Below are 15,855 nucleotides of genomic sequence, written 5' to 3' on the forward strand. Positions count from 1 at the left end.
CCTCCCTGTCCGGTCAAATCCGTTGAGCCTGCTCTTCGGTATGGGTGAAATACCGGCGGGTCAAAAGCTCAGTCAATTGTGGCAGTTTTGAAATCTGATTGTTCAAAAGCTGCTCGAGGCGGCATTCTTCCGAGATGATCTGCTCAATATCCTTGCCCTGCTCGAATTGCGGAATCTGGGCCAGCTTGTGCCCTTCTGACAGTTGAATATCGGTCAGGAGTTCAAGAATGAGCCTGTTTTCCTCGCTGCGCAGCCCGCTTTCGGGCTCCTTGGGCAAATAATTGACATGCTCATGCAGCGCCGCGATCTGAAAGGCAATGGAGCGCGGGTTGGTTTCGTCCAGCAGCAAAAGATCAATCACCGCAGGCAGCGTCGGCGTAATGCGGTAGCGCGAGCGGTAGGTGATGAAGCTGTCTGCCACTTCCAGAATGAACATCAGGCGGCGCGGGGCGTCGCTGACCATGCCGGGGGCAAAGATGAGCCTGTTGAGCAGGCCGGACAGATTTTCGGCCCGTTCAATGCGGCGTCCGATATCAAGGAACCGCCAGCCATAATTGCGGGTCATATTCTCCATGGCCATGCCGGAAAAGGCGGCAAGCACCATCAGGCCCTTGTCGAGCAGATCAATGACATGGCCGGTGTGCATGAAGCCGGGTTCCTTGAACCAGCGGTGGTCCGTGAAAAATTCATTCAGAATGCGCCAGGCATCAGACGACATGCGGTCGCGGGTGAGGCCCGTCAGCCGATGCATATGGGCCAGGCTTTCCTGAAATCCGTAGGCGCGATTCTTGCCATACAGAACGGTGCGAACGAGTCGTTCGATTTCATTCATGCCGCCAAAGCCGGCGTCAAAAACCTGTGCTTTGGGAGCGCGCAGGATGAGAGAGTTGAGGGCCGAGACGACGGTCCGCTGATCTTCTTCCGGACCACTATCTTCATTCAGGCGCGACAGAGCCTGACGGCAAAGGCGAAACTGCCATTCGATGCGTTCTACATTGCGCCCGAGCCAGAAGAGGTTATCGGCAATGCGGCTCTGCAGAGAGCGGCCTGCGCGCGAATAGGAACCCTGACGGGCTATGCTGGCCCAGATGCTTTCAAAGGGTTCTGGCTGGGCGTCGGATACGACCCATACATCGCGGGTAAGCCCTTCTGGCGAATGGAGCCCGATAGCATGTTGTTCACCAACCGACATGGACAGGCCGCCGGGCAGGATCTCGTAGCCTTGTTCCCTGCGCGATCCAAAGAAACGAATGGCAAAGGGGCGCGGTTCGAGGGTTTCGCCAGACCAACTGGGGGTCGTGGCATAGCCGGTTTTCTTTTCCGCAACGAGGGTGTTGCTGAACAAATGGATCTTGTCGATGAGGTCTTTGCGTTCTGCTTCAGAAAGCCTGACGGGATCGGTTGCCGGGCGGGCCTCGCCTGGGCGTCCCGAGCCTTCATGGGCATCTGAAATCAACATGTCATCGAGATTTGCAAGCACATGGCTGCGGCTTGTGTGGTCACCCAGCCACCAGCGTTCTGCTTCGCGCAGCATCAGGTCTTCACCAAGCAGGAAACGGCAGATGTCTGGCATGTAGGGTGCCAGCGCACGGTTCTCAACGATGGAGGAGCCTAGCTGGTTGGCCATGATAATGCCTTTATCGCGGATGGCCTGCACCATGGAGGTGGTGCCATCCATGCCATTGGGGTTCAATTCCAGCGGATCGGCATTGAGGCCTTCGATCGAGCGGACGATCAGGTCGATGGGCTTGAGGCCTGCCAGCGTTTTAAGGCAGATCCGGTTATTCTGATAAACAAGGTCGCCGCCTTCCACCAGCAGATAGCCCAGATAGCGGGCCAGATAGGCATGGGAGAAATAGTCCGGATGTTCCGGTCCGGGCGATAGAATGGCGATATAGGGATCTTCAAGCTCGGTGCGCTTGACCAGCGTTGACTGCAATTGCTGGAAATAGGAGGCAAGGCGCACCGCTTTGCTGGAGCGGAAGAGATTGCCTTCGCAATGGGTAAGGGCGATGCGGTTGGCAAGAGCAAAGCCCAGACCTGCCGGTGTTTCGGCGTGGTTGTCCAGCACGCGCCAATTGCCATCGGGCGCCTTGGCAAGGTCGGCTGCGAAAAACTGGACGCCATTATAGGCGCTCTGGTTGCCGCGCATCGGGCGCAGATAGGAAGGATCACTCATCACCAGCGCAGCCGGAATGTACCCCTCATGCAAAAGGCGTCGGTGGCCGTAAAGATCATTATGCATGGCATTGAAGAGGCGGGCCCGCTGGGCCAGCGCGACTTTGAGCCATTGCCATTCTTCGGGGGCGATAATAAGGGGAGCAAGGTCAATCGACCATGGCTGTCTGGCGTCATTTGGGTCTGCGAATAGATCGTAGGCAATGCCGGTTTCCCGGACGACCTCATTCAACTCCTCCCAATGGGTGCTTCGATCTGAGGGCGACCAGCGCGAAAAGGCTCCGAACCATTGCTGCCAGTGGGGCATGATGGAGCCATCCGCATCCATCATTTCATCATGGATGCCGGGCAGAGTCTGATAGAGCACTGGCGCGCCTGCGGGGGGCTGCATGCCATCTTCTGCGGTGCTGCCAGATAATCTGGTTTTGGGGTCTGAAGTTTTTTCCAACTTCATTTTCTCCGTGACATGTGCCTCAAAGGGCCATTTGTTATTCTTATTGACCGGAATGTCTTTCCAAATCCGTACGGTGTTTTTATGGAAATGGAGCTACGCTTTTATCATCTGTTCCGTAAAAATACAAAGTCACAGATTCGATTGTCATGCGAATGATATTTGGCCATAGCTTCATGACGCGCACAACACACCTTTATACCATAATGAAAAGGGCGGGAGATGGTTGCTCCTGCCCTCATGTTTTTTTATTTTCCCTGATGCTCGCGCCGTCTAGCGGATGGATGCGAGGCGCAGATCCAGCGTATAGGGGAATTCTGCGCTTTCTTCCAGCTTGATCGGCTCGGCATAGCCCGGCGAATGTCCCATCATCTCGAAACGCGAGAGACGTCGGCTCTCTGCTTCATAGGCGTTGACCGGGAAGGTGTCATAGCCACGTCCACCCGGATGGGCAACATGATAGCGACAGCCACCCAGAGAGCGACGGTTCCAGCTGTCCATGAGGTCAAAGGTCAGTGGCGTGTGGACGCCGATCATCGGATGCAGGCAGGAGGGGGGCTGCCAGGCGCGATAGCGGATGCCGGCAACGGCTTCATCTTGTCGTCCTGTTGGCTGCAGCGGAATGGCGACCTTGTTGACCGAGAGAATATGGCGATCCGGGTTGATGCCTCTTACCTTGACCTGCACCCGTTCAAGAGAGCTGTCGACGTAACGCGCGGTGCCGCCAACTGCGCCTTCTTCTCCGAGCACATTCCAGGGCTCAAGTGCCTGTCGCAATTCGATCTGTACACCGTCATAATTCACTTCGCCGTAGCGGGGGAAGCGGAACTCGAAATGGGGGGCAAACCAGCCTTCATCCAGTTCGAGCCTATGCAGGGAAAGATCCTTCAGGATGTCCCTGAAGTCTTCACGCACATAGTGAGGCAGCATGAAGCGGTCATGCAGCTGCGTGCCCCAGCGGATCAACTTGTTGCGATAGGGCTTTTCCCAAAGGCGCACGATGATGGCGCGCAGCAGAAGCTGCTGGGCCAGAGACATGCGATCATGGGGCGGCATTTCGAAGGAGCGGAATTCGACCAGCCCCAGACGCCCTGTCGGACCATCGGGGGAGAAGAGTTTGTCAATGCAGATTTCCGCCCGGTGGGTGTTGCCGGTGACGTCGATGAGCAGGTTGCGAAACAGGCGATCCACCTGCCAGTTGGGAATGAAGCCATCACCGGGCAGCGGAACCTGCTTGAGGGCAATCTCCAGCTCATAGAGATTGTCATGACGGCCTTCATCCACGCGGGGCGCCTGCGACGTCGGGCCGATGAAGGTGCCCGAGAAGAGATAGGACAGGCTGGGGTGGTTCTGCCAATAGGTTACAAGGCTTGCCACCAGATCGGGGCGCCTCAGGAAGGGGCTGTCCGATGGGGTGATGCCACCCAGTACGATATGGTTGCCGCCTCCGGTGCCCGTGTGGCGTCCGTCGAGCATGAATTTCTCGGTGCCAAGGCGGGCCAGTCGCGCTTCCTCATAGAGGATCTGGGTGATCTTGCTGGCTTCCTTCCAGTTGGCAGCCGGCTGGATATTGACTTCGATGACGCCCGGATCCGGCGTTACCTTGATGGCGTTGATACGCGGGTCAAAGGGTGGCTCATAGCCTTCGATATGCACCGGCTGGCCGACATCTCTGGCAGCATCCTCAATGGCCGCGACCATAGCGGCATAGTCTTCGGCATTGTGCAGCGGTGGCATGAAAATGCAGAGATGACCATCGCGCGGTTCAACTGACAACGCGGTGCGCACATGCCCTGAGACCTCATTCATGGGAATGAAAGTCGGGTGTTCCGTCTCGTGCCATTGCGGTTCAGGGGCATCGAGCAATCTGGCTGGATCGGTCTTTTTCAGTTTTTCACGCGGGGTGAAGGGCTGGCGCCGGTCGCGCAACAGAGCCTCACGGGCAGGGAGCGCCGCATGGGCTGCATGGGGGTCCATCGGGATCACATGCGGAAATTGGGTTTCCGGAATATGGGTAAGAGAGCCGAGTGGCAGACGGAAGCCGACCGGGCTGTCGCCGGGGATGAGGAAGAGCCTGTCACGGCGGAATTTCCAGACTTCCGACATCCAGGACCGGCCATAGGCCTCGCTGTTCCATGCCTGAACGGGCAGGACGAATCCTGCTGGAGTGGATAGACCCTGCTCAAACACCTTGATGATGCGGGCACGCTCTGCCGGATCGTCGATCTTGTTTTTGGATGGATCGACATCGACGGGAAGCTTCTGCTCCACCAAAGAGAAATGCGCCGGATCCTCATAAGCGGGCAGCACGCAATTGGGGTCTATCTTGAGCTTTTCGACGAGCTTGTAGATGAAGCGCTGCGCGATCTTTGCATCCGCCGGTTCCTGCGGGGTTTCCTGATCGATCAGAGCGGGGTCTTCCCACAGTGGTTCATCATCGGCGCGCCAATAAAGGGCAAAGGCCCAGCGGGGGAGCTGTTCGCCGGGATACCATTTGCCCTGTCCAAAATGCAGAAGGCCACCCGGTGCGAAGCGGTCGCGCAGACGGCGAATGAGATTTTCCGCGTAATAGCGCTTGGTCGGGCCTACGGCGCCGGTGTTCCATTCATCGCCTTCATAATCATCGATGGAGACAAAGGTCGGTTCGCCCCCCATTGTCAGGCGGACATCGCCCTCGTCAAGGCGTCGGTCTACCATGTCGCCCATCTTGTTGATGGCCTTCCATTGGTCATCGGTGTAGGGCTTGGTAACACGGGGGCGCTCGAAGATGCGCTGCACATCCATTTCAAATTCGAACTCGACTTCGGCCTTGTCATGCGCCCCGGTGATGGGGGCTGCAGAAATGGGGTGCGGCGTTGCTGCCAGCGGAATATGGCTTTCACCGGTCAGAAGGCCCGATGTCGGGTCCAGACCGATCCAGCCCGCTCCGGGGATATAGACTTCGGTCCAAGCGTGCAGATCGGTGAAATCGTGATCGGTGCCTTCCGGCCCTTCCAGTGGCTTGACGTCGGGTTTGAGCTGAATGAGATAGCCGGAGGTGAAGCGGGCTGCGAGCCCAAGGTGACGCATGACATGGACCAAGAGCCATGAACTGTCGCGGCAGGAGCCGGAGCATTTGGTCAGTGTCTCTTCAGGCGACTGTACGCCGGGTTCCATGCGGATCAGATAATCGATCTTGCTTTCGACCAGATGGTTGATCTGTACGAGCATATCGATGGTCTTGATTTCCTTGCCCTTGTGGATCGGCTCGATTTCCTTGAGCAGAGCAGAGAGAAGGGGCGTTTCTTCACCAAGTTCCAGATAGGGGGCGAGATCCTTTTTTTCTCCCTCGGCATAGGGGAAAGGATAATGCTCGGCGCTTTCTTCGATGAAGAAATCGAACGGGTTGATCACCGACATGTCGGTCACCAGATCCACAGTAACGGAAAAGGCGTTGATCTTTTCGGGGAAGACAATCCGCGCCATATAGTTGCCGAATGGATCCTGTTGCCAGTTGATCCAGTGGTCGGCCGGTTCGATATTGAGCGAATAGGACAGAATCTGGTTGCGCGTATGCGGGGCAGGGCGCAGGCGAATGATTTGCGGCCCCATGCCTGTCGGGCGATCATAGATATATTTTGTCTTGTGTGTCAGAGCTGCATGAATGGACATTGAAAATGTGCCTTTGTTTCAAGACTCTGATCCCCTGCGGACAAATGCCCATGGACGGATCAGGATAAGATCACGAATATAAAGGTTCAAAGTGAGCGGGCCGGCTGTGGCGTCAGGCCATCGTTTGTGACTGGGTTTGAGACTGGGACTGGCTTTCGCATTCCTCAGCTTCTTTTGACCAATCTGCATGTCCGAAGAATGACGTGCCCAGCTGGTTGGTAATCTCCATCAATCTGTGCTGAACCTTGTCGTTGAACCCATGGAACCGCATATGCAAGTGCGGGTCTTTTGCCGCAGCCTCCAGTTCGTAGAGCAACATCTCCACCTCTTCATAGCATTGAGCGGCCCGGCGTAGCTGGTAGCCCATATAGAGGTCATTGAGCATATCCTGTATTTCGCCGATGCAATGGGTTAGCGATTTTGGGAAGCTCTGGTTGAACATCAAGAAGTTGGCGACTTTTTTGGGGTCCAGTTTGCCCGATTTTGCGCGCTGGAAGGCATGATAGGCCTCAAAGGAGTGGAGCAGCAGTTTCCAGAATTCCATATCGGCAACGGTCTCGGTCTGATCGAGGCCATTGAAACTGGCAACCTGGGCGACCTTGACGTCGAGCAGGCGGCTGGTCTGGTCTGCACGCTCGATCCAGAGGCCAAGCTGATAGAAGCGCCATCCGGCATCGCGATAATAGGTGCCTTCTGTCACTCCCATGATCGCATCGCAGGTGCGGGCGATGGATTCGCAGGTGCGAGACAGGCGCGACGCATCCAGATCCCGGTCGCTGAGGCTCTTCATCTGATTGTATGAAACGTTGATGTAGGACCACATGGAAACAGAAATCAGCGGGCGCAACAGGCGGGCATTTTCTCGCGCAGCCCAAAGGCAGGAGAGGATCGAGCCCGGATTGTCGCGGTCCGTGATATAGAATTTGGCTACCTTCTGGGCGGTGATCTGACCGTTCTGCTCAGTGAAGCGGTCCTTATCGGCATAGAGGGATAGAATGGATGCCCAGTTTTCCTGACTGGAGTGATCCTGCCAGAAGCCGGCTTGCACATTGAGAATGCGCGCAAGGCTGGCTGAGCGCTCGATATAGCGGGCGAACCAGAACAGGGCTTCGGCATAACGACTGAGTAGCAGGCTCATGAGTTGCCTCCGTCCGTTGGATTGAATGGGGTTTCAGCGAGAACCCAAGTGTCCTTTGTGCCGCCGCCTTGGGAGGAATTGACGATGAGAGAGCCTTCCTTGAGGGCCACACGGGTGAGACCTCCGGGCAGAACCCATGTGCCTTTGCCCGTGATGGCAAAGGGGCGCAAATCCACATGGCGCGCCACCAGATCTGTTTCGCCCAATGTGGGGCAGACCGACAGGGAAATCATGGGCTGGGCAATGAAATTGCTTGGCTTGGCCAGAAGAGCCTCGCGGGCCGTGGCCAATTCTTCCTTGCTGGCCTTGGGGCCGATCGTGATACCATAGCCGCCGGATTCTCCCACCGGCTTGACGACCAGTTCATCCAGATGATCAAGGGTATATTGCAATGCGTCCTGTTCGCGGCAAATGTGGGTTTCCACGTTGGACAGAATGGGCTCTTCATCAAGATAATATTTGATGATGCGTGGCATATAGGCATAGACAGCCTTGTCATCGGCAACACCGGTGCCCAATGCGTTGGCGATGGTCACATTGCCTTTCAGCATGGCGCTTACGAGCCCTTTGACGCCAAGCATTGAATCCGGTTTGAAGGCTTCGGGGTCGAGGAATTCATCATCGATGCGGCGGTAGATGACATCCACCCGACGCGGGCCGCCGATGGTTTTCATATAGACCTTGTCGTCATCGCAGAAGAGATCATTGCCTTCCACGACGGGAACGCCCATCTCGCGGGCGAGGAAAATATGTTCGAAATAGGCCGAGTTGAACATGCCCGGGGACATGACGACCACTTGCGGATCGTCCTTGTCGAGGCATCCTTCCGGCGCGGTCTCGCTCAGCTTGGCAAACAGGTTGGTGCCATAGTCTGACACCTTGCGTAGCTTGAGATCGGCCAGAAGATCGGGGAAGGAGCGCTCCATAAGATGTCGGTTCTCGACTACATAGGAGACACCTGAAGGGGAGCGCACATTGTCTTCCAGTACGAGAAAATTACCACTGTCATCGCGGATGATATCCGTGCCCGAAATATGGGTGTAGACATTGCTGGCGGGTGTGAAACCGACCATGACGTCGCGATAGTTGGAATTGCCGAGTACCAGATCGGCAGGCACAATGCCGTCATTGATGATGTGACGGTCGTTATAGATATCGTGAAGAAAGGCATTGATGGCCGCGACACGTTGAATGACGCCGCGATCGATGGTGTTCCATTCGTTGGCGGTCAAGACCCGTGGGATGATATCGAAGGGGAGAACCCGATCGATAACATCCTTGTCGCTGTAGACCGTGAATGTGACACCGAGATTGAAAAGCTCCAGATCCGCGTCCTTGGCGCGTGTCTTCAGATTTTCAAAATCTGCTTCGTCGAACCTGTGCCAGATATCCTTCAATTGCGGACTGCGCTCTGACATGGCGCTCGACATTTCGCAAAAAAATGCGCAGGGATCGTAATTACTCACGCGATGCACCTTTATGTTGGCGCTTCAATTGCCCGCGTCGTCTGCTTTCCCGCCGTGTGCTGTTTGTGTGGCTTATAGCCTTGATAAGCTGTTCCCCAGTCTGTTCTTCGTGCGGAAAATCGTCCTTTGAGCCTGAAACGTACGAATTAACTGTTACGAGTTATTCAAAAGCAAGTTTTGGACCAAGCGTCATAAATTGGGCAAGGTTCTGTCTTTTTGGCATGTTATGCCGTTTCAAGGTGGTCTTCCAACCACTTTGAATCGTTTCCAGCTTAAATTTTACCCAAAGTTGTGTTGCTTTGTGGAGCAACTTTGCCTTACTTTTGAGCATTGTTCTAAAAGTGCGCGAATTTTGAACAATTGCAAGCTGTAAGGCCATCAGGCTCATGCAACTTTGGCAGGGCTTTAAGGTTTAACCGGGAAACGCCCGGTCCCATCCGGCGTGGTGTGGGAAATGGTTGCTTCCATTTGGGCAAAGTCGACCGAAAGCTTGGCCCATTGGCCCTCGGCTTTCCAGGTTATTTCAAGCTGAGCTCGGGCCGGCTGCACAATGGAGAAGGTGCCATTGAAGGCAGGGTGTTCATTTCGGAAGCTAATCAGTTTTATGAGGGCTGCGACCATTGGGGTCTCGAGCGCCTCTACAACTTCGTCATTCTTGTAATAGTGACGGTTGATGTCGCGCCCGACATCGGTTTTGGCCAGCAGCTCCATGTCATTTTCTCCGCCCAGCAGGCCGATATAATAGACCTGCGGAATGCCCGGCGCAAAAAACTGTACGGCACGTGCGATCAGATAGTCGGCTTCTCTGCGACCGATCGCGTCGAAATAGGTGCTGTTGACCTGATAGAGATCGAGGTTGGAGGCCTTGGCGCCTGTTGCTTTGCGAGAGGTGCCATCGGAGCGCTCATGAATGGTTTCTACCAGATTGTGAATGGCATCCGGCTCCAGCAGGCCCGGGCGTCCATCGGAATGGGCCCCTACATCAATGACGCCGATACCGTCATGGGTGTCGAGCACGGTGAGTGCATTGCGCGGGCTGATGTCAAGCCAGCGGCAGAGCGGAGCCGCATCGCCAGTGAACAGCGCATGCATGATGAGAGGCGGCAGAGCGAAATCATACACACAGTCGACTTTTTTCGAAATTTCGATCTGATCCTGATAGTAACTATGGATTTCGACCAGAACCTCCATGCCGCGCGCCTTGGCTTTCTGTGTCAGCTCGGCGAGGAAATCGTAGGTTTCCGGAATCATGAAGCAGCTGGTGCCCGGCTTCTTGATGGCATAGCCGGCCGCATCCAGGCGAATGCAGCTGATCCCTGCTTCGGCAAAGCGCGTCAGGATGCTATCGAGATAGGCTTCGCCCTTTTCGCTGCGTACATCGATATCGATCTGCTTGGGCGTAAAGGTGGTCCAGATCAGGCGACTGCTCCCGTTTTTCAGCGACATCTGGTTGAACGGCAACCCCGGGCGCGGACGATAGATGGAGGTCAGATCCTTTTCGGTGGCGCCATCAGGGAAGATAGATGCATAGGTCAGGAACATCTCCGCATAGTCGGAGGCGTCTCCATGGGCGAGAAAATCCTGAAAGGCCTCGCCATCGGCCGACACATGATTGACGATAAGGTCTGCCATCAGATCCACTGATTTGCTGAGGCTGCGCACGTCATCCCATGTGCCAAGGCGTGAGTCGACGTTGGTGTGGTCTTTGGGGTCAAAGCCCGCATCCGCGCCATCATAGGGATCGAAAAAGGGCAAGGCGTGGACCGTGCCGAAAAGACCCTTGAGCGGGCCATCGATCATGGTCTTGAGATCGGCAAATGTGCCATCGGTGAGCCGGTCTACATAGGTGATAAGCTGGACTTTGTTTTTCATAGCTGGCTCTCCGCTAAGAGGCGCACGCAAGGCTTTGACTGTATGACGTCATTTTGCAACGCGGTTTGAAGGGGCAGGCGCAAGGCACAGGATTTTGATTTCAAATGCTCTCTTGCGCACTGGTTTTACAACATTTTTGAAATTGCTAAAAGCAGTTATTGAGTGGCAGGGGGGATAGCGCTCATCCTCTGATGGCCATGCTAGGTGCGACAGGAGCGTATCGCACGTCTGTCGCGCCAAGCTCTGGCCTTCGAGGCTAAGGGAATATGAGGCTGCTTTTCACACCTTGTTTTGTGTGGCTTCTAGAATAACTTTGAAGATTGCGACAGGTGGATAGGGGTAATCGATGGTTTTGCCGATGCCCAGATCCAACAGCGCTTCTTTCAGGTTCCTGTCGACATTTTCCTTGCAAAGCAGCACCATTTTTCCGCGCCCATGGGTAGCGCGGGTGTTGATGAGATCATTGAGATAGAAATGCACGATTTTGCTGTAGAGCAGAAAAACCAGATCATTATTTTCGATCGCATCCTTGCGCACGGACAAATGCTCTTCATGCACGAACTCCACAAGGCAGCCCAAATCCTGAAGGGCCTGTTCGATTGGCAAAACGAACTTGTGCGAGCTTGCCACCAGAGCGATCGAAAGTGGTTCGGATGACCGGTTTTCGCGCAAGGCATTGTAGATGCGTTTGAGCTTGGTCTCGTTGGTTTCCTTGATGCGATAAACCTGTTCGAGGCGCGCTTTGATCGTGGCCAGCAGCAGGTCATAATCGATGGGTTTGGTGAGATAGTCATCCACCCCCATTTTTTTGCCCACGAGAATATCTTCTCTTGTCGACTTTGCCGTCAGAAAGATGAAAGGCACTTCATTATGTTGTGGCAGTCGTTCGCGGATGAGTTTGAGCGTGGTTGGACCATCGATCAGCGGCATCATTATGTCGCACAGGATGAGATCTACGGTTTCCACTTTCAGAATCTCGATGGCCTCCTTGCCGTTGGAGGCTTTCAGCGTTCTATAGCCAGCGTCCTGCAATTCTTCGACGATATCTTCCAGCAACAGGGCTTCGTCTTCAATGCAAAGAATCTTTTCCGGCATGGGTCTTTCTCCGATATGTCTTTAATCAGGATGCCAGTTCGTCAGGGGTGCCCTGATCTTTGTCGGGGCGGGCCTTACCGGTGTCTTCCTGCTCTTGGACATCATCTGCGATGGATGCCGGAAGGAAAATGGTGAAGCAGGAACCCTCTCCGAGTTTGCTTTTTACTTCAATTCTACCGCCTTGTTCCTTCAATGCCATTTGGGTGAAATTGAGGCCGATGCCTGTTCCGGCAATGCCACTTGAGTTGGAGGCGCGATAGTATTTGTTGAAGATCTTGGGCACTTCGTCTTCTGGAATGCCGATGCCTTCGTCGCAAATATCAATCGTGATATGCTGATCGCCGCGACGTCCGATTACATTGATAGGGGCGCCCGGCTCGGAATATTTGATCGCATTGGAAAGGATATTGCTGACGCACTGATCCAACAGATTCTGATCAAAGCTGGCATATTTGGGCAGCTCGTTCAAATCCCAAAGAATATTGGCGGTCTCCCCCATTTCCAAATGGTTCGCACATAGGCGCTCTACAGTACTGCGAAAATTCTGCTTCTTGGCGGCCATCTTGAGACCTGCGATTTCTTCGCTGGAGAAATCCATGAAGCGGTTGATCAGATACTGCATCCTTTGCACGGAGTCGCGAATGTTATCGATGCGCGTCAACAAGCGCTCGGTGGTCATGTCGCCTGCCTTGCGTTCAATGCGCTGGGCATTGCTGTCGATGATGGCGAGCGGCGTCTTGAATTCATGGGAGGCCATGGAGACAAATTCGCGCTGCGTCTCGGAAAGCGAGATTTCCTTTTGCAACAGTTTGACCAGCTTGTTGGTATGTTGCTGCAGCTTGCTGGTCTGGTCCTTGTAGGTCGAGATATCGGAGAATATGGCTATCTTGCCGCCATTGACCGTTGCCGATTGCTCGATCCGGTACCAGTGATCATCATGCAGTTTGACTTCGTTGCGATGCCGCCCCTTGAGCAGGTCTTCTTCGTTTGTTTCATCCGGCTCGGGCAGATCGAAGCCTTCGATCTTTTTGATATGGGACTGCTGGATCAGGTGTCGTTTCAGGCTTGGATAAAGATCCAGTATGCGGGTGTTGGCCAAAACCAGTCGGTCATCCTCATCAAACAGAATGATGCCGTCGTCGATGGCGTTGATCGCATTGAGCAACAGATCCCTGTTGTAGCGCACTTCTCGCAGGCTGTTTTCCAGCTTGAGTTCCAGCTCATACTGGACGGCTTCTAGTTTTGCCTCATAGGCGCGTTGTTCCGTCACGTCGCTGAAAATGGAAACAAAGATGCCTTCGGTGGCGAATTTGCCCTGCAGGCAGATGACGCGTCCGTCCTGTGTTTCGTGATCGATATCGTGGACGGTTTCCTTGCGCAGCAGCTCAATGCGATGCTTGATGATTTCATCGATATCGCCCGGGCCATAGTCGCCCCGTTCAGCCATATAGCGAATAAGATTGTAAACAGTATTGTTTTTTTGCAAGAGGCTGACAGGAATATCCAGCATCTTGCAAGCTGCCCGGTTCATAAAAACTATATTGAGATCTTCGTCTGTAACCGAAATTCCCTGTTCGACGGATTCCATCAAGAATGAAATCAGATTATTCTCGATATTCTTGTTTTTTATGAAGTAAGGCATGTGTCCTCCCTCGGGTTTTTTACAAAATTTATAATATAATTGTTAATGAAACTAGAATTCCTAAATTCATCTATTTTCATGGTTGAGTTTATGTTTATTAAACGTTTTGTTTACTATAAATTACGCAAGTATTTTCTGATATTATCTAACTTTATAGACATTGCCTGGATTGACGACTTGTCTGTGTCCTTTCATGTCCGTGGTTGGGAGGCTTGGGCAGAAGGTGTGGCTCATGTGGCCTTAGGTAAAGAAACCGGACTGATGCCCGCCAAGCCTGCAAAGGGGGTTGCGACTGCGCCTTTAGGCGAATAGGTTGTCTGCAAACAGATCGGTCAGATCAATCTACCGCGAGATACTTCATGATTCCTGCGCATCCCACCTCGGTTCTTTTTGTTTGTCTTGGCAACATTTGCCGCTCCCCTTTGGCAGAAGGGGTTTTCAGGCAGAAGATTCAAGAGGCTGGCCTTGACGATCAGTTTTTGCTCGACAGTGCTGGCCTTGGTGCCTGGCATGTGGGCCATCAGCCGGATGGCCGTACCATTAGCGTTGCCAGGGTCCATGGAACCGATATCTCTGATCTGCGTGCCCGGCGCATCGCTGTTGAGGATTTTTATGCTTTTGATCTCATTCTAGCGATGGATCGGGACAATCTGAGTGATATCCGGGCAATGCAGCCACGCGATGGCACCGCAGAAGTCGCACTCTATCTGGAATATTGCGGTCTTGAGCAAATGAAGCGCTCTTATGAAGTGCCGGATCCCTATTATGGCGGCGCGGATGCTTTTGAGGATGTCTATCATATGGTCGATCAGGCCAGCGACATTTTATTACAAAAACTTCGTTGAAAAACCTGCTTCGCTTGACGGATCTGGCTGTACATGTCGTCTCTTTATGCTTCTGTATTTTCGAATATGGCTAATTATGGAGAAGATCATGGCTCGCCCTTCCAGACTCATTCTTGCCACCGCGCTGCTGGTTGGCATGTCTTCGGTCGCCTTGGCTGATTTCGATTCCGATGTTGCAAAGGCCTATGCGCCTTATCGTGTTGCGCTCTTCAAGAGCAATCAAAAGGATGTTGAGGGCACCAAAAAGGCTCTGGCACAATTCCAGACGGTCTGGAATGGCAGCATCCTTGAAACCTACCCCACTGCTCCGGCTCGCTATGCCGATGAGGCCAAATGGTCCGAAAGCCTTCAGTCCATAAGCACCATTGCGGCCAAGGCCGTCGACGCCACGGCAAAGGGAGAGGCGCTTGAGGCACATGAAATTCTCGAAGCAATCCGCAATGAGCTCGATGATTTGCGAGATCGAAATGGCGTGCGCGTGTTCAGCAGTTTCGTCAATGCCTATCATGCCGCCATGGAACCCGTACTCGGGGTGAAAGTCAGCGAACAAAGCTGGTCAGATGAGACGCGGGCGCAGCTTTTGGAACAAGCCGGTGTGCTTGGTTATTTGAGCGATGATCTGGTCGCCCATGCTCCGGCTGAGCTGCTGTCCAATAGTGAATTCAAAAAGCTCCTCAGAGGGCTGACAGGATCTGTCCGGGCCTTCATGGAAGCGCTGGAGAGCAATGACCCGGCCAAGGTTGCAGCTGCGCAAAAAGCGCTGAAGCCTGCCTATGCCAAGCTTTTTGTCAAGTTTGGCTAGCGCGGTAGAGTGCTTTATGCCAATCATCAAAAAGGGCCCATAAGGGGCCCTTTTATTCGATCACAGCGCCTATAAGAGATCGAAGGTTTCCTCGATCACATAGGGGCCACCGCCGGTACTGTCGCGTGATGAATAGAGTATAAAGCGCGGCACTCTGAAATGATCTGTCCGGAAGCCGCCGCGCAATGTCAAATAGTTGGCGACATCAATTGGTTCGGCTGATTTTTTCAGGCGGGCCAATGTGACATGGGGCGTATAGTCATGCTTGTCTGACTTGAGGCCAAGTTTGCGCATGCGCCGTTCCAGTTCGTGATGCAGGAGCAGCAGATCTTCATTATTCTGCACCGCCGCAAAGACCGAATGGGGCTTCTTGGCTCCGAAAGACCCAAAGCCTCGCAAGGAGAGGTCAAATTCGGGACATTGGATCTGGGACATTTGAAATACAATTTCATTGGCCAGAGTGTAATCGACATCACCCATGAAGCGCAGCGTGATGTGGTAGTTGGACTCGTCCACCCAGCGCGCACCATAAAGGCCGCCCTTCTGCAGGGACAACATGGTCGTGATGTCGGGGGGGATTTCCAGACCGGCAAATAAGCGTGGCATCATTTCGCTCCCGTATTGGACGTGGGGGCAGGATCACGTGATCCGTGTTACAGTCGAAATGAGTTCGGCCAAAGTAATTGATAGGTCAATGTCGAATCACTTCGGGGCT

At 54.0% G+C, this 15,855-nt stretch carries 11 protein-coding genes; 3 read left to right on the forward strand and 8 right to left on the reverse strand.

Translation table 11 applies throughout. From position 1 onward, the window contains the following. Positions 1-13 precede the first annotated feature (13 nt). The 7 genes from ACKPCT_RS18435 to ACKPCT_RS18465 all read right to left on the reverse strand — a co-directional run bounded on the left by ACKPCT_RS18435 (position 14) and on the right by ACKPCT_RS18465 (position 13,493). A complete protein-coding gene (locus ACKPCT_RS18435) occupies positions 14-2,632 on the reverse strand; it encodes a circularly permuted type 2 ATP-grasp protein (RefSeq protein WP_319567597.1) in 2,619 nt (872 codons plus the stop codon). A 270-nt stretch (positions 2,633-2,902) separates the two neighbouring features. Continuing rightward, a complete protein-coding gene (locus ACKPCT_RS18440) occupies positions 2,903-6,280 on the reverse strand; it encodes a transglutaminase family protein (RefSeq protein WP_319567598.1) in 3,378 nt (1,125 codons plus the stop codon). Positions 6,281-6,392: 112 nt separating this feature from the next. Next, positions 6,393-7,418: an alpha-E domain-containing protein gene (locus ACKPCT_RS18445; protein WP_090074539.1), complete on the reverse strand. Its 1,026-nt coding sequence runs from the start codon at positions 7,416-7,418 to the stop codon at positions 6,393-6,395. After that, the gene (locus tag ACKPCT_RS18450; RefSeq protein WP_319567599.1) at positions 7,415-8,836 is read right to left on the reverse strand and encodes a circularly permuted type 2 ATP-grasp protein; all 1,422 of its coding nucleotides are present in this window, start codon (positions 8,834-8,836) and stop codon (positions 7,415-7,417) included. Before ACKPCT_RS18450 ends, ACKPCT_RS18445 begins: the two co-directional genes overlap by 4 nt. A 453-nt stretch (positions 8,837-9,289) precedes the next feature. Then, the gene (gtfA, locus tag ACKPCT_RS18455; protein WP_319567600.1) at positions 9,290-10,756 is read right to left on the reverse strand and encodes a sucrose phosphorylase; all 1,467 of its coding nucleotides are present in this window, start codon (positions 10,754-10,756) and stop codon (positions 9,290-9,292) included. 279 nt (positions 10,757-11,035) lie between these two features. Continuing rightward, positions 11,036-11,851 (reverse strand): response regulator transcription factor, encoded by an 816-nt coding sequence (locus ACKPCT_RS18460; RefSeq protein ID WP_090074545.1) that lies wholly within the window; start codon positions 11,849-11,851, stop codon positions 11,036-11,038. A 25-nt stretch (positions 11,852-11,876) separates the two neighbouring features. Next, entirely contained in the window at positions 11,877-13,493 is a 1,617-nt protein-coding gene (locus ACKPCT_RS18465; RefSeq protein WP_090074547.1) for a sensor histidine kinase, read from the reverse strand. A gap of 90 nt (positions 13,494-13,583) precedes the next feature. Here ACKPCT_RS18465 and ACKPCT_RS18470 point away from each other — a divergent pair, with 90 nt between their 5' ends. The 3 genes from ACKPCT_RS18470 (at position 13,584) to ACKPCT_RS18480 (ending at position 15,140) form a co-directional block, all read left to right on the forward strand. Beyond that, positions 13,584-13,805 (forward strand): hypothetical protein, encoded by a 222-nt coding sequence (locus tag ACKPCT_RS18470; RefSeq protein WP_175528141.1) that lies wholly within the window; start codon positions 13,584-13,586, stop codon positions 13,803-13,805. A gap of 47 nt (positions 13,806-13,852) precedes the next feature. Beyond that, on the forward strand, positions 13,853-14,338 hold the full coding sequence (locus ACKPCT_RS18475; protein WP_319567601.1) for a low molecular weight protein-tyrosine-phosphatase: 486 nt from the start codon (positions 13,853-13,855) through the stop codon (positions 14,336-14,338). An 88-nt stretch (positions 14,339-14,426) separates the two neighbouring features. After that, the gene (locus tag ACKPCT_RS18480) at positions 14,427-15,140 is read left to right on the forward strand and encodes a hypothetical protein (RefSeq protein ID WP_319567602.1); all 714 of its coding nucleotides are present in this window, start codon (positions 14,427-14,429) and stop codon (positions 15,138-15,140) included. 69 nt (positions 15,141-15,209) lie between these two features. On the opposite strand, the gene thpR is transcribed toward ACKPCT_RS18480, so the two are convergent. Further along, positions 15,210-15,749: an RNA 2',3'-cyclic phosphodiesterase gene (thpR, locus tag ACKPCT_RS18485; protein ID WP_244544757.1), complete on the reverse strand. Its 540-nt coding sequence runs from the start codon at positions 15,747-15,749 to the stop codon at positions 15,210-15,212. Between the last annotated feature and the right edge of the window lie 106 nt (positions 15,750-15,855).

The organism is Cohaesibacter marisflavi, assembly GCF_963665895.2.
Classification (GTDB): Bacteria; Pseudomonadota; Alphaproteobacteria; order Rhizobiales; family Cohaesibacteraceae; genus Cohaesibacter; species Cohaesibacter marisflavi.